Annotated in this window: 16 protein-coding genes and 1 CRISPR repeat array; of the genes, 4 read left to right on the forward strand and 12 right to left on the reverse strand. The window is 49.7% G+C overall.

What is annotated here, in order from left to right; all coding sequences use genetic code 11:
* Positions 1-21: 21 nt before the first annotated feature.
* Positions 22-1,269, forward strand: a complete 1,248-nt coding sequence (icd, locus tag KJA68_RS04685; protein ID WP_213035770.1) for an NADP-dependent isocitrate dehydrogenase — start codon at positions 22-24, stop codon at positions 1,267-1,269.
* A 129-nt stretch (positions 1,270-1,398) separates the two neighbouring features.
* On the opposite strand, the gene KJA68_RS04690 is transcribed toward icd, so the two are convergent.
* Positions 1,399-1,602, reverse strand: a complete 204-nt coding sequence (locus tag KJA68_RS04690) for a cold-shock protein (RefSeq protein ID WP_213035771.1) — start codon at positions 1,600-1,602, stop codon at positions 1,399-1,401.
* Positions 1,603-1,847: 245 nt separating this feature from the next.
* Between KJA68_RS04690 and clpS the strand changes: the two genes are divergently transcribed.
* The 3 genes from clpS (at position 1,848) to KJA68_RS04705 (ending at position 7,853) form a co-directional block, all read left to right on the forward strand.
* Positions 1,848-2,156, forward strand: a complete 309-nt coding sequence (gene clpS / locus KJA68_RS04695; RefSeq protein ID WP_213035772.1) for an ATP-dependent Clp protease adapter ClpS — start codon at positions 1,848-1,850, stop codon at positions 2,154-2,156.
* Positions 2,157-2,160: 4 nt separating this feature from the next.
* Entirely contained in the window at positions 2,161-4,410 is a 2,250-nt protein-coding gene (gene clpA, locus KJA68_RS04700; RefSeq protein WP_213035773.1) for an ATP-dependent Clp protease ATP-binding subunit ClpA, read from the forward strand.
* A 404-nt stretch (positions 4,411-4,814) separates the two neighbouring features.
* Entirely contained in the window at positions 4,815-7,853 is a 3,039-nt protein-coding gene (locus tag KJA68_RS04705; protein ID WP_246487067.1) for a transglycosylase domain-containing protein, read from the forward strand.
* A 60-nt stretch (positions 7,854-7,913) separates the two neighbouring features.
* Here the strand turns inward: KJA68_RS04705 and ispH are convergent, their stop codons facing one another.
* The 11 genes from ispH to casA form a co-directional block, all read right to left on the reverse strand.
* Positions 7,914-8,843: a 4-hydroxy-3-methylbut-2-enyl diphosphate reductase gene (ispH, locus tag KJA68_RS04710; RefSeq protein ID WP_213035774.1), complete on the reverse strand. Its 930-nt coding sequence runs from the start codon at positions 8,841-8,843 to the stop codon at positions 7,914-7,916.
* 159 nt (positions 8,844-9,002) lie between these two features.
* On the reverse strand, positions 9,003-9,458 hold the full coding sequence (gene lspA, locus KJA68_RS04715; protein ID WP_213035775.1) for a signal peptidase II: 456 nt from the start codon (positions 9,456-9,458) through the stop codon (positions 9,003-9,005).
* 68 nt (positions 9,459-9,526) lie between these two features.
* On the reverse strand, positions 9,527-12,337 hold the full coding sequence (gene ileS / locus KJA68_RS04720; RefSeq protein ID WP_213035776.1) for an isoleucine--tRNA ligase: 2,811 nt from the start codon (positions 12,335-12,337) through the stop codon (positions 9,527-9,529).
* Positions 12,324-13,256, reverse strand: coding sequence for a bifunctional riboflavin kinase/FAD synthetase (locus tag KJA68_RS04725; protein ID WP_213035777.1), 933 nt, complete (start codon positions 13,254-13,256; stop codon positions 12,324-12,326). Before KJA68_RS04725 ends, ileS begins: the two co-directional genes overlap by 14 nt.
* A 126-nt stretch (positions 13,257-13,382) precedes the next feature.
* Positions 13,383-15,239: direct repeats of the CRISPR family, unit length 28 nt; unit sequence GAAACACCCCCACGGGCGTGGGGAAGAC.
* A 111-nt stretch (positions 15,240-15,350) separates the two neighbouring features.
* A complete protein-coding gene (gene cas2e, locus KJA68_RS04730; protein WP_213035778.1) occupies positions 15,351-15,650 on the reverse strand; it encodes a type I-E CRISPR-associated endoribonuclease Cas2e in 300 nt (99 codons plus the stop codon).
* Positions 15,628-16,527 carry a type I-E CRISPR-associated endonuclease Cas1e gene (cas1e, locus tag KJA68_RS04735; protein WP_213035779.1) on the reverse strand — a complete coding sequence of 300 codons (900 nt, stop codon included), beginning with the start codon at positions 16,525-16,527 and terminating at the stop codon, positions 15,628-15,630. Before cas1e ends, cas2e begins: the two co-directional genes overlap by 23 nt.
* Entirely contained in the window at positions 16,517-17,248 is a 732-nt protein-coding gene (gene cas5e / locus KJA68_RS04740; RefSeq protein ID WP_213035780.1) for a type I-E CRISPR-associated protein Cas5/CasD, read from the reverse strand. The genes cas1e and cas5e overlap by 11 nt, the downstream gene beginning before the upstream one ends.
* Positions 17,241-18,305: a type I-E CRISPR-associated protein Cas7/Cse4/CasC gene (cas7e, locus tag KJA68_RS04745; RefSeq protein WP_213035781.1), complete on the reverse strand. Its 1,065-nt coding sequence runs from the start codon at positions 18,303-18,305 to the stop codon at positions 17,241-17,243. The genes cas5e and cas7e overlap by 8 nt, the downstream gene beginning before the upstream one ends.
* Positions 18,306-18,354: 49 nt before the next feature.
* Positions 18,355-18,993 carry a type I-E CRISPR-associated protein Cas6/Cse3/CasE gene (gene cas6e, locus KJA68_RS04750; protein WP_213035782.1) on the reverse strand — a complete coding sequence of 213 codons (639 nt, stop codon included), beginning with the start codon at positions 18,991-18,993 and terminating at the stop codon, positions 18,355-18,357.
* The gene (gene casB, locus KJA68_RS04755) at positions 18,986-19,540 is read right to left on the reverse strand and encodes a type I-E CRISPR-associated protein Cse2/CasB (RefSeq protein WP_213035783.1); all 555 of its coding nucleotides are present in this window, start codon (positions 19,538-19,540) and stop codon (positions 18,986-18,988) included. The genes cas6e and casB overlap by 8 nt, the downstream gene beginning before the upstream one ends.
* On the reverse strand, positions 19,537-20,988 hold the full coding sequence (gene casA, locus KJA68_RS04760) for a type I-E CRISPR-associated protein Cse1/CasA (protein ID WP_420887627.1): 1,452 nt from the start codon (positions 20,986-20,988) through the stop codon (positions 19,537-19,539). The genes casB and casA overlap by 4 nt, the downstream gene beginning before the upstream one ends.
* Positions 20,989-21,074: the final 86 nt, after the last annotated feature.

Genomic DNA, 21,074 nt, shown 5'->3' on the forward strand with positions numbered 1-21,074 from the left:
TTCACCGAAGAGCGAAATCATATGACCCAGCACATCCAAATACCATCACAAGGCCAAAAAATCACTGTTGAAAAAGATTTCAAGTTAAATGTTCCTGATCATCCCATTATTCCTTTCATTGAGGGGGATGGCATAGGAATCGATATCACTCCGGCCATGCGACGCGTGGTTGATGCAGCAGTCGCCAAAGCGTATGGCAGCAAACGCCGCATCGAATGGATGGAAATCTATGCCGGAGAAAAAGCATTAAATATCTATGGGAACGATACCTGGTTGCCGGACGAAACCGTTTCTGCAGTACGTGATTATGTTGTTTCCATCAAAGGCCCGCTGACTACCCCGACTTCCGGTGGCATTCGGTCGCTCAATGTAGCTCTTCGCCAGATACTGGATTTATATGTATGCTTGCGTCCAGTGCGCTGGTTCAAGGGCGTTCCAACCCCGGTAATCTCACCAGAAAAAGTGGACATGGTTATCTTCCGCGAAAATACGGAAGATATTTATGCCGGGATCGAATGGGAACCCGGATCGCCAGAAGCCAAGAAACTGATCCACTTCTTACAAACCGAGCTGAATGTAAAAAAAATCCGTTTCCCGGAAACCTCTGCCATTGGCATCAAGCCCGTATCCATTGAAGGCAGTGAACGTCTGATTCGGCGAGCTATCCAGTATGCCATTGACCATAAAAGAAAATCCGTCACCTTGGTGCACAAGGGCAACATCATGAAGTTTACAGAAGGTGGATTCAAGAAATGGGGCTATGAACTGGCTAAAAGAGAATTTGGCGGAACCGAGATCGATGGTGGACCATGGCTTCAGCTGCCTGAAAAATATGGAAACATCGTAATCAAGGATGTAATCGCCGACGCATTCCTGCAACAGATCCTGTTGCGCCCGGCAGAGTATGACGTGATCGCCACCATGAATCTCAACGGCGATTACATATCCGATGCGCTGGCGGCTGAAGTCGGCGGAATCGGCATTGCACCGGGAGCCAATCTGTCCGACAGCATTGCCATGTTTGAGGCCACTCACGGAACGGCACCGAAATATGCCGGGAAAGACTATGTCAATCCAGGCTCGCTGATTCTGTCCGCAGAAATGATGCTACGCCATATTGGCTGGGAGGAAGCCGCTGATCTGGTTATCCAAGGTATGAACGGGGCAATTGCTGCCAAGACCGTTACCTATGATTTTGCCCGTCTGACTCAAGGCGCACAGCAGGTTTCATGTTCCGCATTCGGAGAAGCCATCGTTCAGAACATGTAAGCCTAAGCCTCATGCAATAGAACTCACTTCTTGCCTCGGTGCGGCAAGCAAGGCTTGAAAACAGGAATCCTGAAGCAGGAGATCGTGTAAAAAAGCCCGCTTAGGCGGGCCTTTTTACACCGATTTTTTCTAAGGAGCCTGAATATTGGAGGCCTGTTTGCCCTTAGGGCCCTGAACGATATCAAATGTTACTTTCTGACCCTCTTTGAGGGACTTGAAACCACTCATACTGATTGCAGAAAAATGCGCAAATAAGTCTTCACTCCCATCATCCGGAGTAATAAAGCCATATCCTTTAGCGTCATTGAACCATTTAACTGTACCGTTTGCCATGTGTTGCTTCCTTAAACTAAAAAACCGGGTGGATTCCCGTTAAACTGTTTGAATTCCAAGAGCGTACATGGCGAAACCAGTACTGCAGGTAACTTGCATTCAAACACCCATGCACTTTTTACTACTGTTTGTATAATTCCGTCAAGAGTTTTACATGCGAATCCCGGAATTATTTTTTAAAACTCTTGAAAAAAACTGATGGATGATCGAACATACCTACCTACTTACTAGCAACATTTAGAATCATGGCAACAAAATATGAAACCGCATCTTTGCTAAAAGCCGAACTTAGCAAAATCAAACCCCCTGGGCTATACAAGGTTCTGCTGTTTAATGACGAATTCACCACTATGGATTTTGTCATCGAGGTTCTGCAGACTTTTTTTTCCATGAACCGCGAACGCGCCGTTGAATTAATGCTCAAAGTACATCATGAAGGGTTGGCAATATGCGGGGTTTACACCAAAGACATCGCGGAAACCAAAGTTGCACAGGTATCGGCATTTGCCAAAAAGCACGGACATCCGCTACGATGCGGATTAGAGGAAACTTAAAATTATGATCGCGCAAGAACTTGAAATCAGTCTGCACCTGGCCTTTGTAGAAGCACGCCAGAAACGTTTCCAGTTTATTACCGTGGAACATTTGCTTCTTGCCATGCTGGACAATGCTTCTGCCGCACATGTGCTGCGAGCCTGCGGTGCAGATATTGAAGAACTGAGGTCAGCGCTGACCGAATTTATCAATACCCATACGCCAGTCGCGCCAGGTACGGATGAAGTTGACACCCAGCCTACCGTCGGTTTCCAGCGCGTGATTCAGCGCGCGATATTGCACGTGCAATCCACGAACAAAAAAGAAGTTTCAGGTGCCAACATTCTGGTTGCCCTATTCAATGAAAAAGATTCCCATGCAGTGTTTTTCCTGACCCAGCGTGGAATTACCCGACTGGACGTTGTAAACTACATTGCGCATGGCATTGAAAAATCAGACCAATCCAGCACGCAAAAAACTACCGATCCGGAATCGGAGCAGGAAGCCAACCAGAAAAGCGCACTGAATAATTATACGCTTGACCTTAATGCTCAAGCACGGGCTGGGAAAATTGACCCACTGATCGGGCGTGAAACCGAACTGGAAAGGGTTATTCAGACCTTGTGCCGCCGCCGCAAGAATAATCCACTGCTGGTCGGGGAAGCCGGGGTAGGAAAAACAGCAATTGCTGAAGGCCTGGCGCGCAAAATTAATGACAATGACGTCCCGGAAATTCTCAAAAATGCCCATATCTATGCACTGGACATGGGCTCCCTGCTGGCCGGAACCAAATTCCGGGGAGACTTTGAACAACGGCTTAAGGCGATTCTCAAAGAATTGACCGAAGAACCCAATGCAATTCTTTTCATTGATGAAATACACACATTGATAGGCGCGGGAGCCGCTTCCGGCGGCACCATGGATGCTTCCAACCTGCTCAAACCTGCACTTTCCAATGGTACATTGAAATGCATAGGCGCTACTACTTACCAGGAATACCGTGGGATTTTTGAAAAAGATCATGCCTTGTCACGACGTTTCCAGAAAATCGATGTGCCTGAGCCAACCGTGGAACAAACCATCGAAATTCTAAAGGGTTTGAAGTCACGCTTCGAAATTCACCATGGCATCAAATACAGCGCAGCAGCCCTGACCAGTGCAGCAGAACTTTCATCGCGCTTTATCAATGAAAAGCACCTCCCTGACAAGGCGATTGATGTAATTGATGAAGCAGGCGCAGCCCAGCGCATCCTGCCAAAATCCCGGCAGAAAAAATTGATCGGCAAGCATGAAATTGAAGAAATTATTGCCAGAATTGCGCGCGTGCCTTCCCGCACGGTATCCTCTGATGACCGCAACCTTCTGAAATCACTGGATCGCGACCTGAAAACCGTGGTTTTCGGGCAGAATGCCGCCATTGATGCCCTGACCCGCGCCATAAAAATGTCACGCAGCGGCTTGGGCAATCCACAAAAACCCATCGGCAGTTTCCTGTTTTCTGGTCCTACCGGGGTTGGAAAAACCGAAGTGGCGCGCCAACTGGCATTTGCAATGGGCATGCCGCTGCTCCGTTTCGACATGTCCGAATACATGGAGCGTCATGCCGTCTCGCGCCTCATCGGCGCTCCGCCCGGTTATGTCGGCTTTGACCAGGGTGGCCTGCTTACCGATGCAATCAACAAACAGCCACACTGTGTGCTATTGCTTGATGAAATCGAAAAAGCTCACCCCGATATTTTTAACATCCTGTTGCAGGTGATGGATCACGGAACACTTACGGACAACAACGGGCGCAAGGCAGATTTTCGCAACGTAGTGATCATCATGACAACCAATGCAGGCGCGGAAGCATTGAGCAGAACACAGATCGGCTTTACCAAGAGCGAGATCCGCGGAGATGAAACGGCCGAGATCAAGCGACTGTTCACCCCGGAGTTTCGTAACCGCCTGGACTCCATCATTTCCTTCTCCCCTCTGGATAAGGAAGTCATCCTGCGCGTGGTAGACAAATTCCTGATGCAGCTTGAAGAGCAGCTGCAGGAAAAGAAAGTAGAAGTTGTCTTTACGGATGCACTGAAAAACTATCTTGCCAATGCCGGATTTGACCCGTTGATGGGCGCTCGCCCGATGTCACGTCTAATCCAGGACACCATACGTAGCGCGCTGGCTGACGAATTACTGTTCGGCAGATTATCCGGAGGCGGGAAGGTCATTGTCACGGTAAACCAGGATGAGAAGGTAACACTGGAATTTGCTGAAGAAGTTGCCAGTTAGGTAGCGCGCGTGGCTCGTCCTGACTGAACGAGCCTGCCCTACTGGCTTGTCGTACCTGCATTTTATACCGGATACCTGCTCCTCGTGGTACGGTATTCCCTGCTCGCAAACATCTGGACTGCTCTGACGGGCAACCTGGATGCAATCTGGAAGACGGCAGAACTTTTCTTCTTCAAAAAAAAACATCCATTTGTTGTCTTCCCCTGCTGAACCCAGATGTTCAGATTTCCTGATATACCCTTACCAAGGGCTCATCCTGCAGAATCATCTAAGAAATCAAAACCATCTAACCCATCCATTCAGAGGGATTGCCCTGTTTCCCGAAAAATCATTTACTGACTACACCAGCACACCTGATCCAAGATAAAATCAGCCAGTAAGTTCTTGCCACCTGCCCTGAAATCTTGTCCATAAAGACCCCATACAAATCGATTGTCCTCCTGACGCTAACGCTGCTGGTTGCCACGCTGATCGGTGTTACCATTTTTGTCTTCCGGGAGATGAAAACCTCCGTCTATCAGGCACACTATCTGGCACGGCTTGCCAGTGAACTCAGCTGGGAAATGGAAAGTGGCGCGAATGATGGCCTGTCAGTCCCGCAGGCAGGTCCATACGATATCCGTCTTGGCTATAGCCGCCTGCCTTCTTTTCTGGAGAATCTCACAAAGTACGATTTCCATGTCAGCGCCCAGGCAAAACTTTCTCCACGCATGAAGCAGCTTGCTGAACAGGGAATATTCGTGCCCTACCGTGAAAAAACACAAGCCGGCCTCGAAATCACCGACCGCAACCACCATCCGCTCTACCGCGCAATTTTCCCGGGTTCCATATATGAAAACTATACATCCATTCCGCCCATGATCCGGGACAGCCTGCTCTATATTGAAAATCGTGAACTGCTGGACCCGGATTACCCCAGGAAAAATCCCGCCATTGAATGGACCCGGCTTGGCAAAGGAGGGCTGGATAAAATCATTCAATTCTTCCACCCGGCACACCATGTCGCGGGTGGCAGCACGCTTGCGACCCAGATTGAAAAATACCGGCACTCCCCCAACGGGATTACCCTGACCCCTAGCGACAAGCTGCAGCAGATCCAGTCTGCAAGCATACGCGCATATCTGGATGGAGAAGAGACTTTGCCCGTCCGCCAGCAGCTGGTCACCGATTACCTGAACACGGTTCCCCTCGCTGCGATCGCAGGATTTGGGGAAATAAACGGGCTTGGGGACGGACTGCGGGCCTGGTATGGGCTGGATTTCAAACTGGGCAACCAGTTTCTGAAGGAATGGAACGCAAGCGGCGCAAACCTTGAAGCTACGGCAATGTATTATAAACATGCCCTCAGCCTGATGGTCGCACAGCGCAGACCCTCATTTTATCTGATCAGCAACCGCAACGCACTGGAGGAACTGACCAATAGCCATTTGCGTATCCTCACCGAAGCCGGGATCATTTCTCCCGACCTCAGCAATGCTGCCATGAAAATTCCATTACAATTTCGCAATGAACCTGCGTCAAATGAAAACAAAAACCTGAGTTCATCCAAAGCGGTCAATACAGTACGCCTGCACCTTGGCTCAATGTTGGGACTACAGCATTGGTACGACCTCGATCGCCTCGATCTGTCCGTAGACAGTACGCTGGACGGTTCGTTGCAGGAAAAAATCACCCGCATTTTGCGCCAGCTCAGCGATAAAGAGTATGCCCGTTCCGCAGGACTGTATGGCGATCACCTTTTGGGAGAAGCAGATCCTTCCAGGATCATATATAGCTTCACCCTCTCGGAACTTACGCAAAATGGGGCAAAGTTCCGCATTCAGGCGGATACCCTGGCTCAACCACTGGACGTCAATAATGGCACCAAACTGGATCTGGGATCCACAGCCAAGCTTAGAACACTGGTGACATATCTTGAAATTATTGAAACGCTATACCGGAAATATACTGCGCTCAGTCCGGATGCTTTAACCGGAATGCTTAGTGATGCCCATGACCCCCTGAGCCGCTGGGCGATCGAATATCTGCAACAAGGCAACAAACCCAGCCTGCACTCCATGCTTGAAGCCGCCCTCGAACGCAAATATTCCGCCAACCCCGGAGAGCGTTTCTTTACGGGGGGTGGCGCGCATTATTTTCAGAATTTCAACCACACAGATGACAGCAGAATACTCAGCGTACGGGAAGCTACGCACCACTCCGTCAACCTGGTGTACATCCGCATGATGCGCGATATCGTGCGTTACCACATACTGCAAAGCCAGGGATCCTCCGCCCAGATCCTTCGGGACGTGAACCACCCTGACCGTGAGGCGTATCTCAAAAAATTTACTGAAATGGAAGGAAAAGAGTTTATCAAGCAGTTTTATAAAAAATACCGGGGCAAAGAGAAATCCGCAAGCGGAGTTGACGAAATTTTCTTCTCCAGTTTCCGGCATATGTCTCCAAGGGTTACCGCGGCATATCGCTTTATTCACCCGGAAGCCACTTTCACACAGTTCAAGGAGTTCATCGCAATTCGATTTCCCGACTATATGGAGCTGGATGAAAATACACTGCGCAAACAGTATCAGCGCTATCCTCCAGGGAAATATACGCTTGCGGACCAGGGTTACATTACTTCCGTGCACCCGCTGGAACTATGGCTGGCACGTTATTTGATGCTCCACCCGGATGCTGGATACCAGGATATCATCCTGTCCAGCAACGACCAGTTTATGGAGGTATACCGCTGGTTGTTCCGTACCGCCCATAAAAATGCACAGGACATCCGGATCCACAGCCTGCTGGAACTGGAAGCTTTCCTGGAAATACACCGCAGCTGGAAACGTCTTGGCTATCCGTTTGATATGCTCGTACCTTCGCTGGCCAGCGCGATCGGAAGCTCGGCTGACCGTCCCGGGGCGCTCGCCGAACTGATGGGCACTATTCTGAATAATGGTGTCCAGATACCGGCAGTGCTCGTCGAGCGCCTGCACTTTGCAGCCGGCACCCCCTTTGAAACCATTCTTGAACACACACCAGAAACTGGAAAAAGGCTGCTCTCTCCCGAACTGGCTGCTGCAGTCCGGAACGTTTTGACCGGAACAGTGGAAAAAGGCACGGCTTCACGGCTCGCGAATTCCATCATCACAGAAGATGGCATCCGGATCCCGATCGGCGGCAAGACCGGAACCGGTGACCACCGCCATATCACTTTTTCCGCTCCGGGCGTGATCCGAAAATCCGATGTAGTGAACCGCACTGCAACTTTTGCGTTCTTCATCGGAGACCGTTTCTTCGGAACGTTGACTGCATTTGTCCCGGGTCCTGAAGCGGCAAATTACCGGTTTACCTCCGCACTACCCACACAGATCCTGAAACATTTGCTACCTGCGTTGCGACCCCTTGTCGAAACAGCCCAACCCTATCCGGAACCTGTAGCATCCGGCAAACGCTCCTGAATGGCTGCACAGGTTCCCGTCAGACCATCCAGCCTGTACTTTAACGCAATGATCTTCCCGTCAACCGTCCCGGGCCAGGCCTTTGGGAATCGGAAATGTTATGTTCTCGGTAATCCCATCCAGTTCACGCACGCTATCCGCACCCATGGCCTTCAAGCGCGCAATTACATCCTGCACCAGAATTTCCGGAGCGGATGCCCCGGCAGAAATGCCAATCCGCGATTTTCCGGATACCCATTCCTGCTGTAACTCTTCCGCAGTATCCACAAGGTAGGCAGGAACATTCATGTTGTGCGCCACCTCGCGCAAGCGGTTGGAATTTGAACTGCTCGGAGAGCCCACCACAATGACCAGTTCGCATAGACCGGCCAATTTTTTCACCGCATCCTGACGATTCTGCGTGGCATAACAAATATCATCTTTCTTGGGCCCGATGATCTTCGGAAACCGGTTTCTGAGTACCGCAATAATGGTTGCGGTGTCGTCCATGGAAAGCGTGGTCTGCGTGACGAAGGCGAGATTGCCCGGGTCTTTCACTTCAAGAAGCTGTGCATCTGCGGGCGATTCCACAAGATACATGTTCCCGTCTGCCTGCCCCATGGTGCCTTCCACTTCAGGATGCCCGGCGTGACCGATCATGATGATTTCCATGCCCCGGTCGCGCAGACGGGCAACTTCACTGTGCACTTTGGTAACCAGCGGGCAGGTTGCGTCAAAAATCGTGAACCCGCGCGCTTCTGCATCCATGCGTACCGCGCGGGAAATACCATGCGCGCTGAAAATAAGAATACTGCCCTCCGGAACCTCGTCCAGGTTCTCAACAAACACGGCACCCTTCTTGCGCAGATTTGCCACTACAAACTCATTGTGCACCACCTCATGCCGCACATAAATCGGGGCTCCATGCATTTCCAGCGCACGTTCCACCATCTCGATGGCGCGATCCACACCTGCACAAAAGCCACGGGGATTAGCAAGCAAAATTTCCATTGGGCCTCTACCGTCAAGTTACGTACAATCCAATTTCCTGAATTACTCTAAATACTGCCCGTGCATGAACCATGCATAACCTTAATGCGTGCTGCACTGCACTGAATCCGGATTCCGGAACATTATGGATGGACACACCCCGGAAAAGCAGGAAAGAGACTATGGTTTTTTGGCAAAACCATCCCAGATCAACAGCGCTGCCCCACAGGTAACAGCAGAGTCCGCAACATTGAATGCTGGGAAATGATACATCTGCCAGTAAAAATCCAGGAAATCCACCACATAACCATAAGCAACACGGTCAATCAGATTGCCCAGTGCGCCACCCAGTATCAATGACAGTGCAAAACAAAACAATGGATCCTGCCTGTGCTTGCGCAACAACCAGATCATCCAGCCTGAGGCCAATACCGCAATCACGCTGAAAAACCAGCGTTGCCAACCGCCTGCCCCGCTTAAAAAGCTGAATGCTGCACCACGGTTATGCACCAGCACAAGGTTAAAAAACTCTGTCACAGCAAGATTTTCACCATAGGCAAAGCTCCGGCTTATCCACAGCTTGGTAAACTGGTCCAGGAAAACAACCAGCGCTGACAGCCCCAACCATTTACTCAAACGGGTACCGCCTCCTGTCGGCTTCGCGCTTTTTTCCCGGTACAGGACAAAAACCCTTGAAATTTTTCTTATGCATATTTGCGTGCCTCACCCTCTCCGAACAGGTTGCTGACGCAACGCCCGCACAAGGGGGGATGCCGGGGGTCGCTACCCACATCGGCACGATAATGCCAGCAGCGTTCACACTTGGAGTGCATGCTCGGAATCACCTTGATCCGTTCTTCCGCCTCTGATGCGGCTTGATGAATGGTAACATGCGATGTAATCAAGACAAAACGCAGATCATCGCCAAGACTCGCCAGCACTTCAAAATTCCTGCCTGCCGCATGAATTTCCACTTCGGCAGCCAGTGCCTGGCCAATCTGCCCTGCAGCACGCACCTCTTCGATATGCTTGTTCACCCGGGTACGCCACTCACAAATGATGGCCCAGTTCTGCACCAGCGATGGCTCGTCCGATTCAGGCAAATCCGGCAGGGAATGCCACAGTTGCTGGAAAATGCTCTCCTCCTGGCTTGCATTCAGCACCGCCCATACCTCTTCTGCGGTAAAACTGAGAATTGGCGCCATCAACCGGACCAGGCTCTGGGTAATATGATGCAATGCATTTTGCGCAGAGCGCCGGGCATGGGAACCTTGCGCCGAAGTGTATAAACGGTCCTTGAGGATATCCAGGTAGAATCCTCCGAGCTGTTCAGAGCAGAAGGTCTGCAGCTTCTGCACCACCAGATGGAATTCGTAACGCGAATAATCCTCCTCCGCCTCCTGCTGCAAACTACGCACCAGCGCCAGCGCATAACGGTCAATTTCAAGCCATTGCTCCACGGGCATGGCATCCCGCTGCAAATCAAAGTCAACCGTGTTGGCCAGCAGGAAACGCAGGGTATTGCGGATACGACGGTAACTCTCCACCACACGCTTCAGGATTTCGTCGGAAATCGTCATTTCGCCGGAATAGTCCGTGGAGGCTACCCATAGCCGCAGAATGTCTGCGCCCAGCGTATCAAAGATTTTCTGCGGGGCGATGACATTTCCCCTGGATTTGCTCATTTTGTGCCCGCCACCGTCCACTACAAAACCATGGGTAAGCAGCGCATTGTAGGGCGCCCGGTCATACATCGCACAGGAGGTGAGCAACGAAGACTGAAACCAGCCCCGGTGCTGGTCGGATCCTTCCAGATACAAATCCGCCGGGAACGACAGATCCTGACGCCGGTACAGCACCGAAGTATGGGTAGTGCCAGAATCGAACCAGACATCCAGCGTATCGGATAACGGACGATAGAAGGCCGCATCCTCACCCAGCAACTCGCTCGCGTCCAGTGTGAACCAAGCCTCGATTCCGTTCCGCTCCACACGCTGCGCAACCTGCTCGATCAGATTGTTCGTGTCAGGGTGCAACTGCAAGGTCTCCCGATGAACAAAAAAAGGCATCGGAACCCCCCAGTTCCGTTGCCGGGAAACACACCAATCCGGCCGGTTGGCGATCATCGCTTTCAGTCTCGCCTTGCCCCATGCCGGGTAGAACCGCGTCGCCTCCACGGCCAGATTGGCCAGGTCGCGCAGGTCCGTTGCCGGGGCGGCCTGCACAGAAACATGCTTCTGGCTGAACTGCTCCATCCCGATAAACCACTGCGGAGTCGAACGGAAAATAATCGGGGTCTTGTGCCGCCAGCAATGCGGATAGCTATGCTGAATTTTTTCCAGATGCAGCAGATGCCCGCTTTCCTGAAGCGCAGAAAGCACCACATCATTCGCTTTCCATACGAACAAGCCGCCCACCAGTGGCGTGTTTGCGAGAAATTTACCATCATCGCCTACCGGACTTTCATTCGGCAGACCGTATTTCTGACCAACAAAATAATCGTCCAGCCCGTGTGCCGGTGCAGTATGCACCAGACCCGTGCCGGCCTCCAGGGTCACATGCTCGCCGCAAATAATTTCTACCATTCTCCGGTCGAAAGGATGATGCAGTTCCACGCCTTCCAGAGCCGCACCCTTGCAGACCGCAAGAATTTCCCCTTCCAGTTGGTAGCGATCCAGGCAGACCTGCGCAAGGTCCTTGGCCAGTAACAGCAAGCCGCGGGATGTCCGGATCAGAACATAGTCAAAATCAGGGTGAACGCATAATGCCTGATTCGCTGGCAGCGTCCATGGCGTAGTTGTCCAGATGACCGCATAGGCTTGCACGCCTTCCTGCAATTCCATGCCAAAAGCCCTGGCCAGGGATTCGATACGGTTTACCTCAAAACCCACGTCAATTGCGGGAGAAGATTTGTCCTCATACTCCACCTCTGCCTCGGCCAGGGCAGACTGGCAATCCAGACACCAGTTCACCGGCTTGCGCCCCTGATAGAGATGGCCGCGCTCCCATATTTTTCCCAGCGCCCGGATAATATCCGCTTCGGTCTGGTAGTTCATGGTGAGATATGGCCTGTCCCAGTCCCCTAGCACCCCCAGACGAATAAAATCCTTTTTCTGTCTCTCGACCTGCTCGGCGGCATACTCGCGGCACAACTCGCGAAAACGGGCAGGCAACATCCCCTTTCCGTGCTTCTTTTCCACCTGCAGCTCAATCGGCAGGCCGTGGCAATCCCAGCCAGGTACATAGGGGGCATCAAAACCGGACAAGGTTTTGCTTTTGATAATGATGTCTTTTAATACCTTGTTCACCGCATGGCCAATGTGTATATCCCCATTCGCATACGGAGGGCCATCGTGCAGAATGAATCTGGGCCGTCCCCGGCTGGCTGCACGGATTTTTTCATAGCGCTGCTGTGCCTGCCACTGACTAAGCATCTGCGGCTCGCGTTTTGCAAGATCGCCACGCATAGGAAAGGGCGTATCGGGAAGATTAAGAGTTTTTTTATAGTCCATCATGCTGTATAAACCATTGCTTTGCATTTTGCGCGTCGATCTCTATCTGCTGCGTCAAACTGTGCAAATCCACGTACTTCACTTCATCACGCAGTTTGTGCAGGAAATCCACTCGCAAATGCCTGTTATAAATTTCGCCCGAAAAACCGAAGATATGCACTTCCAGTACCGGATTGCCGTTTTCCTTCACCGTGGGACGCACGCCCAGACTCGCCACTCCCTGCATTGAAGGAATGCCATCCCCTCGCACCCGGACGACAAAAATCCCGCAAAGCGGCGGACGATTGTGCTTCAACTGAATATTTGCAGTCGGAAACCCCAGCTGTTTTCCCAGTCCATCTCCATGAATGACCCGCCCGCTGATACTGTACGGCCTGCCCAGAAAACCCTCTGCCGCAGACAGGTCCGAATCTGCCAGCACAGACCTGACCGCCGTGCTGGATATACGCACCCCATTGTGCAATACTGGGCGCATGCTCATCACTTCAAAACCCTGCTGGCTACCGACCTGCTGCATCAGCGCAAAATCCCCGCTGCGCCGGTTCCCGAAACGGAAATCATCCCCCACCAGAATAAATCTGGCCAGCAATCTGTCCTTGATAGCATGCAGGAAATCAACCGCGCTCATCTGCGCAAAACTACTGTTAAAATGACACACATGAACCCGGTCCACACCAAGCGTCACCAAAAACTCCAGTTTTTCGCGTAGACTGGTCAACCTTGCCGGGGCAGCCTGCGGGGTTAAAAATTCGCGCGGCTGCGGTTCAAACACCAGCACAACCGAAGGCAGGGCGAGCTGCCGCGCAGCGGCTTTCAATTGTTCAAGCATCGCCTGATGACCCAGATGCACCCCGTCAAAATTACCTATCGTTAATGCCACCGGCTTATTGTCTGCCGTATTCAATCCGCGAAAAACTAACATTCAGGCCATGTCGCCGTATCAAAAGCTGTGATTATACCGTGAGGCATGGTATGGGGGCGAGACGTGAAAGATATTCTGTCTGGGTACGAGCGTGGGGAAGACCAAACAGGGCGGATGCGGCAGATAGAAACACCCCCACGTGCGTGGGGAAGACTGGGTTTTCCAGTGATGGATCCGCATGGTCTTAGAAACACCCCCACGGGCGTGGGGAAGACTCGCTGCCGGACGAGCTGCCCCAGGTCATCGTGGAAACACCCCCACGGGCGTGGGGAAGACCACCCCCGCCCAAAACGCCCAAAATTAGCAGTAGAAACACCCCCACGGGCGTGGGGAAGACTCAGTCAGGAGTGCAAGGCGTTGTTGGGTGATAGAAACACCCCCACGGGCGTGGGGAAGACCCAGCACCCCCAATGCCAGAGCCGCCTGCGCTGGAAACACCCCCACGGGCGTGGGGAAGACTCAGCATTGAGTGCAAGGCTTTGCTTGGGGATAGAAACACCCCCACGGGCGTGGGGAAGACTGTCAAATCTTGAACGCAAAGTCTCCTTGCTCAGAAACACCCCCACGGGCGTGGGGAAGACTGATTGTTGCACACAAATCAGACAGGCGTATAAGAAACACCCCCACGGGCGTGGGGAAGACGCTGACTGAATGGATAATTAATGCCGTGGAGGAGAAACACCCCCACGGGCGTGGGGAAGACATACATAAACAGAAACGCCCCATTCCCGGGGCGGAAACACCCCCACGGGCGTGGGGAAGACTTAACTCAAACTGGTTCTGGAAAAGCATTATTAGAAACACCCCCACGGGCGTGGGGAAGACCAGCATGTTTACAGTAACTTTTTTATGGAGCTGGAAACACCCCCACGGGCGTGGGGAAGACCGATTCCTGTCGGGCACGCCAGACAAAGCCTTAGAAACACCCCCACGGGCGTGGGGAAGACCGCCGGAAGCCCAGCCGCTGTAATCCATTCTTGGAAACACCCCCACGGGCGTGGGGAAGACGCCGCGCAGCTTGTCCAGACTTCCACCTATGGAGAAACACCCCCACGGGCGTGGGGAAGACTGCCTCTACCTAATCTTACTGGATCAATTAACAGAAACACCCCCACGGGCGTGGGGAAGACCAGATGAGTCGTTTATATCACGTGTGGAATCCGGAAACACCCCCACGGGCGTGGGGAAGACTATCGTGGAAATGCAGCCCATCGATCAAAGCCAGAAACACCCCCACGGGCGTGGGGAAGACTGCATCTATTCGCTTGAACAGCGTGATCATCCGGAAACACCCCCACGGGCGTGGGGAAGACTATTTTTTCAGAGTTTTCCCACCCACCACAACAGAAACACCCCCACGGGCGTGGGGAAGACCCTGGAAAATCCATGTAAAGGCGCTGGATTCGGGAAACACCCCCACGGGCGTGGGGAAGACGCCGTGGCAGAGTCACGCATTCGGCCCGGTAAGGAAACACCCCCACGGGCGTGGGGAAGACGTATCTTCCACAATTCCCATTTTGCTGCAGGCAGAAACACCCCCACGGGCGTGGGGAAGACTCCTTGATTACGCATGTTCGAGAATTTCTCCGGGAAACACCCCCACGGGCGTGGGGAAGACGATCAGCTTTCCCGGAGCCGTGGTCGGCTGGTAGAAACACCCCCACGGGCGTGGGGAAGACAAGCCTTTGACGAACGCATCCCAGGTGCGTGTGGAAACACCCCCACGGGCGTGGGGAAGACCGCCGCCCTTCATTCCTGGTTTGCCTGCCATTAGAAACACCCCCACGGGCGTGGGGAAGACCAGTAGCCGGAGCAATCATGCTCACGGCACTCAGAAACACCCCCACGGGCGTGGGGAAGACTGCCCGCGCCGGAAGTCCTGCCGCCGTTATCCAGAAACACCCCCACGGGCGTGGGGAAGACACATGCAGCAGAAATGCTGGAAGCAGGGTTGAGAAACACCCCCACGGGCGTGGGGAAGACACTACGTAAATACAGGCATTACGAGACAAACATATTGTTAAAAAGCGAAAGTAAAAATTACTAAGTTATATTCTAGTAACTTAGTTTCTTCATATATTGAGATGCTAAATATCAACTTTCATTTGATATTGGCATTTGTTTCTCAATGATTAATTGTAAACCAGAAAATTCAGTAAGATTACGCTTAGTATCGCCTAAACCGAGTATTTCATAACCAGGTGTTTCTGGAATATACCTAAAAATCATCAAGCCACTTTCTCGCGGACAGTGTTTGTGCAAATAATCCACCACCTTTTTAGCAACCGCATTTTTTAATCCAGAAACAAACACATTGGGACGTGGCTCAATAAACCAAAGCTTCATTCGCCCTCGCACGGCAGGCGGCAAATCATTGGCTATCACGATGAGCATTTTTCACCCCAAATATAGAGTCAATATCTTGGCCTATCTTTCCGAGTAAATCCATTTCAATGACACGCTGACGAAATGCAGCAGATACTTTATGCTTGTTGTAATGCCCTGCCATTTCAAGCGTCAACGAAAAAGCCAAGTCGATACAAAGATATTCTTTATATAAATCAGCTAAATCATAAACAAATGGCAATGGACTGCCGGAATGAATAAAACCAATATGTGGCGAGTACCCCATACTATGCACAGCAGAACTCAGAATGCCATAAAGTGCTGCATTGCTAGCCGTGAGCACTTGATTAGTGATATCACCAAGCTCGAACTTTCCAGGAATAAAACTCCGGCCTTTCCAACCTACGCCATACTCCTCTCCCTTTTGTTCATATAAAGCTCGGACACGGTAACCCTCCATCCCCATCATTTCTTTTAAAGATTTTCCCAGCAAATTTACTTCGGGAAAACGTTTAGCAAACATGTGTCGCGCAACTTCCAATGATTTCTTTGAATCAGCTGCAAGCTTAACTTGCATACGCATATTGCGAGTATCTGTTGTTGGTGTTTGCCCGCTGGCATAAAACAATAAGCTGTCTTCCCCCACCCAGCACACGTTACAATTAGATTGTGCGATAACTTTAACCGCTTCGTGGGTAATTGTTGTTCCTGGTCCCAACAATAAGCAATTGAGAGTGGCAATGGGCAAACGCACGACATTGGCTTCACAGTCAATCCATTTAACACTGGAATCATCGATTTCCAGCCGTCCGCGTTCAAGGTAGATGAAGGGATATTTATCTTTAACCTGAGGCAAACTATCGCGGGTAACTTTTATAAGCAGCCGGTTAGATAACGCGACTCCCGGCGTAGTTTCATCTGGCATAAATCAAACTCACCTGACGATCACGATAACGTTTATCTTCACCAAACTGCACAGGAATATCATTAACGGTGAAAATTTCATCCGCATTGTCTTTCTCGATCGCACCCTGCAACACTCGAAAATCTTCGATGCGTTGCTTCCCCATTGCAATAGAAGCCGCCATCTCAAGAGCTACTGTTTCATTGTCGAAAGTTCCACGATAAATAAAATCAGTTGGCACACAATTTTTACGCCCGAGATAAATGTCCCAGGCAGGATTTTGCAAGGCTTGTGCTACGACTTCAGCTTTATCAGCGGGCACTTCTAGTATTACCGCAAAAACAGCATCTTGTAAGTAATAGCGGTAAGTCATTTTTGTACCTCCTCCAACCGCTGGCTTGCCTTCCCTTGTTTTAGGGATCAACAAACTTGCCCAAGGGTCATGTTTGTCATAATCACTACCGACCATATGGAAATCGCGTAATAATGGTTCTCGATCATGCTTAATATTTCCATCTCCTGTTTTTTTGCAGCGTACAAATGAGATCACCGTTTGATTGAGATGAGAAAATTCAGCTAAAAGCGCACGTTGTTCTCCCCCAGCTCCTAAGGCAGAAAGTACGAGCCCCAGCACGCCAGATTTTGTGGGAAAAGTTAGCGTGTCACGCCGTCCAAATTTAGAATCAGCACCCCAAGATTGCAGCGGAGCCTCAAACCACAACAATACATAAGGGTTATTCATCTCCCGTATCCTTGTCAACGCATCCTACAGAATGTTGCTTGAGCGCGGCGACCAGGTCATCGATAGTGAAACTATCGTCTTGCCCGTAAGTGTATTCTGCTTGTTTACCGAACAAGCTACCATGCAGCTTTTCTTGTTTTGCAATATAGTTAGTCATAGCATCAATGCTGGGTTGAATAAAACCACCATCTTTAGCTTTAATCGGCGTTTCGAATGGCACCTGCAGACGCTGACCCTTACGCACTAGCACTTTGGCAAATTCCCAAGGCGATGCACCTGACTGAGTAGCCTGTCGCGCTGTAGGTATGGTTATAAAAAGAGCCTTAGTAAAGTTTTCAACTGCAAAAGACAAGTCATGCCCCTTCATGGTTTGGCATAATTGTCCCAAATCCAAACTAACATAACGATAATAAGTAGCGGAATTAAATTCCAGGCTCCCCATGTGCGAAGAACCAGGCTCGGTGGAAAGATCATCCAAAGCAGTGAAAAATTCCACTTCGTTACTAACTTTATGTGTAGAAATAGCGTGAGAGAATGAAGCAGCAGCTTCGATATTCAATTCAGCTGCTTGTGCCACCATACGACCAAAGAGAGCGATATCAATACCATCAATAGCTGGATTTAAAGCCTTTCTGCTTACTTTATGAGCATCCTTTTCTTTAAATTTCTTTGCATCGAAATCATGTTCTTTAGCATATTCGGCAAAAGCCTTGGCTTCTGTCATGGTAAAAAAAAGCAACGTATCTTTACTCAAATAGGTTGCAAGTATTTCCCCACAAGTGCTAGCCTGCTCATCAGTCGCACCTAAATCAACACAAGCTTGTGCAATCGTTCTGGCAACATGCTTTGTTCGCACGCCCAATTTTGCACCAAAATCCTGCATCGCCATACGCACTGGTCGCTTCCACGCCTGTGAACTGACGCGTGCACGTTGCACACCGCCCACAATGGCAGTTTTAGGTGCACCAACATCATCGCGATTTAGACAAGTGACAGGAAAGGATTGCAGAATATGAAATTCGATACGCACATTTTTGAGTGGATTATTGATGGACATTATGATTACCTTTTATGTGAATAGATTATGGCTTAACATTAAACAATGGTTAAATACCGACTAAAGGAACAATTTGTAATAACCCAAAACCAAATGCCCGGCCTCGTCCTATGCCACGGATAAAGCTGATGATAAAACGATCCTGGTTAATGACTTTCAACTCTCCTTTAAGTGTGGCGCTGCCATGCGTAATAATTTTTCCCATTTTTTCGAAAACTTGCACGCTGACTTTTTCGGTTTGCAGGTTTTCAGGATTAATACTGAACCCCCATGATTTTGTGGCACGTTCCTTAAACCATTGCTCAATATCTTTACGCCCACGGATTGGCACGATCTTCCCAGTTTGATTATCTCGCTTACTGGGATTCAAAGTGACTTCAAAGGTATAGCGTTGATGTGCCAGAAAATCCAAGTGAATAGGCTTGGTTATTACCTCACCAAACTGGGGTGTTTGATGTGGCTTTCGATTGGAAAGCATCAAAATTTGGCGGCTATTGAAATCACCACCTTTGTCTGTATAGACAATACCGCTTGAGATACTGGTATGTTTTTCTATATCCGAACGAGCATCATCAAACAGACCATACACAATCTTGTGCAAAGAATAAGCATCCTTAATATTCAGGATTTTCATGTCAGTTCGATTTAATCGTAAAACACTTGCATAAGCCAAAGCATTTTCACTCATCCTTACCTCCAGTTGCAGATTTTCCGTAAAAATCCTGCGCCCAGCGGGCCTTAATCTGGATATTGCTCTCGTCATAACCAAACCGTAGCAAATCATCGAGCAAACTGACATAATCCAAGGCAATATTGCCCTTGGCGTCAATCAAACTAAATAACGGACGTAAAATTCGGCAGACTTCAGGTACGGAATCACAGGCTAATAAACGGCGCAACTTAGCTTTAGCCTGATCACTGGCATTGCCATCTTCGTAGCAACGCGCAATCGCAAAACCGATCTTGATAGAACCATTTTTCTCAGATTTTGTTCGGGCAATAGCGGCACTAATTGTCGTATAGGGTAAGCGTTGGTTTTCAAATTCTAAATTTACCCTGTATCCTGCTAATACCTCCCAACTTTGATATTCAGTAGCAGGGTTATCAGCACGCTTAAGTGCAGCACGCAAACCATTGTCGACCTGGCAGCGTTTAATGATGTCGTCTACAAATGCCTGTCTTTTACTGCGAGGTGCGTCGGCTTTTTGCATCGTGTACTGTATATCGATACTCATGCTGCCTCCTTGGTGGGTTTTTTAAGATAATTTCTTAAATCGGGACGATTTCTCGCCCAAGAATCAAGCTGACGAGCGGTATCATTAGCGCAGTAGGTATTGTAAGCTTTGTGAACAAACCGAGCGAAAACCGGGCGCATGGCAAGGGCTTGCTCTGCATTGCCACAAGTATTCACCAACTCTTGAAAGCGGCGTTCACACAATTGCCAAAAAAGGTTACTGGCCTGAGCCGCTTGTTCCTTGGTTTCCATGTTTTGATTTTTAAAATAATTGAAGGTTGCCCCATAAACAATTTTGGAAAGCTTATCCAGTTCATCCATTTCCAGTTGCAGGTTAGTAAACCAGCCCATACCCAATAAACCACTCTCAAGCTGAATCATCGATTCCACAAAATCATCGGAGCCTGATACATATTGCTCTCCCGCATTATTACTGACCCGCAAGCCACCCGACCAAACACCAATGATAGGAATTTGCTGAATGGCACGCCCCATGTTCAATCGCAACTGATGACAATCAAATCCTCTATTACCTGCTTGCGAAAAGAAACCTAGCAATGCAGTTAATATTCGCCAAGGACGTTTTTCAGGATCAGACCAAACAGCTTTTGGCACTTTCGCTGAAAAATCCACTGATATACTGGGATCTATACCCCCCGCTTTGTAATCTAAATGCGCAATCCCTTCGGAGTAATGCAGACCATTCCCTGTCAATAAACAAAAGCGAGAAAGCGGAATCAGTCGTCCAATTAGACTGGATTTCAGCGCCTCGGCAATTGCACAATTTTCACCTGCGGGCATCTGTTCCCAAGGCGCAGTACCTATACCTTGCGAATAAATTCCCAAATCAGAAATTTGTTGCTGAGTAAATAAGTTGATCCACAAAGTTTCTTGTAAAGACTCTCCTTGCAAAAAATTATGCAGAAATCCTAAAAAACCTATGGATGTACCAGGCTTGCCCGTAGAAGGCCGTCCTTTGTCGTTAAATTTACCTTGAAAACCATGTGAAAGAACAACCGAATTATCGGTTTTCTTGCCCCCTAAACCAAACCCCATTAACTGAACAATTAACAATGATTTATCTGCATCCGTTAAGGATTTTTCCACTTGGAATTGAGTAAGAACGGTGGTATTTCCAGTAGAAATCTCGGCCATTACTGCGCCAAAACTTTGTACATCTGCAGCCTTAATTTCTGGCATCTGCAAAAATGGCTTTTCACCATATAGATAAAAACAGTCATACCATTTATCTAGATATTTAAGGCATTCTTCAGCCAAGCCACTTGGCTGAATATTTTTCCAATCATCACTATCTTTTGGGGTATATGCAGCTTGTGCAATAGCTAATAAAAGTTTAGTCAAGGCAATTTTCTGCACCGTATTGCCTCCCAAAGCTCGATAGTCTATATGGCTAAACAATTGCCTTAAACTAACTTGCCCAACATCCACAATCGGTTCGCGATTGAGCTGACGCCAGACTTTGTCGGCACCGTAAACCTGCAGGTTGGCCTGCCATACCCGCTGTATCTGCGGTA

It is taken from the genome of Candidatus Nitrotoga fabula, from assembly GCF_905221025.1.
GTDB lineage: Bacteria > Pseudomonadota > Gammaproteobacteria > Burkholderiales > Gallionellaceae > Nitrotoga > Nitrotoga fabula.

Coding starts and splice junctions, on each gene's coding strand:
- icd (WP_213035770.1), top strand. CDS start 22: ATGACCCAGCACATCCAAATACCATCACAAGGCCAAAAAATCACTGTT.
- KJA68_RS04690 (WP_213035771.1), bottom strand. CDS start 1,602: ATGGCAAACGGTACAGTTAAATGGTTCAATGACGCTAAAGGATATGGC.
- clpS (WP_213035772.1), top strand. CDS start 1,848: ATGGCAACAAAATATGAAACCGCATCTTTGCTAAAAGCCGAACTTAGC.
- clpA (WP_213035773.1), top strand. CDS start 2,161: ATGATCGCGCAAGAACTTGAAATCAGTCTGCACCTGGCCTTTGTAGAA.
- ispH (WP_213035774.1), bottom strand. CDS start 8,843: ATGGAAATTTTGCTTGCTAATCCCCGTGGCTTTTGTGCAGGTGTGGAT.
- ileS (WP_213035776.1), bottom strand. CDS start 12,337: ATGATGGACTATAAAAAAACTCTTAATCTTCCCGATACGCCCTTTCCT.
- KJA68_RS04725 (WP_213035777.1), bottom strand. CDS start 13,256: ATGTTAGTTTTTCGCGGATTGAATACGGCAGACAATAAGCCGGTGGCA.
- cas2e (WP_213035778.1), bottom strand. CDS start 15,650: ATGCTCATCGTGATAGCCAATGATTTGCCGCCTGCCGTGCGAGGGCGA.
- cas1e (WP_213035779.1), bottom strand. CDS start 16,527: ATGCCAGATGAAACTACGCCGGGAGTCGCGTTATCTAACCGGCTGCTT.
- cas5e (WP_213035780.1), bottom strand. CDS start 17,248: ATGAATAACCCTTATGTATTGTTGTGGTTTGAGGCTCCGCTGCAATCT.
- cas7e (WP_213035781.1), bottom strand. CDS start 18,305: ATGTCCATCAATAATCCACTCAAAAATGTGCGTATCGAATTTCATATT.
- cas6e (WP_213035782.1), bottom strand. CDS start 18,993: ATGAGTGAAAATGCTTTGGCTTATGCAAGTGTTTTACGATTAAATCGA.
- casB (WP_213035783.1), bottom strand. CDS start 19,540: ATGAGTATCGATATACAGTACACGATGCAAAAAGCCGACGCACCTCGC.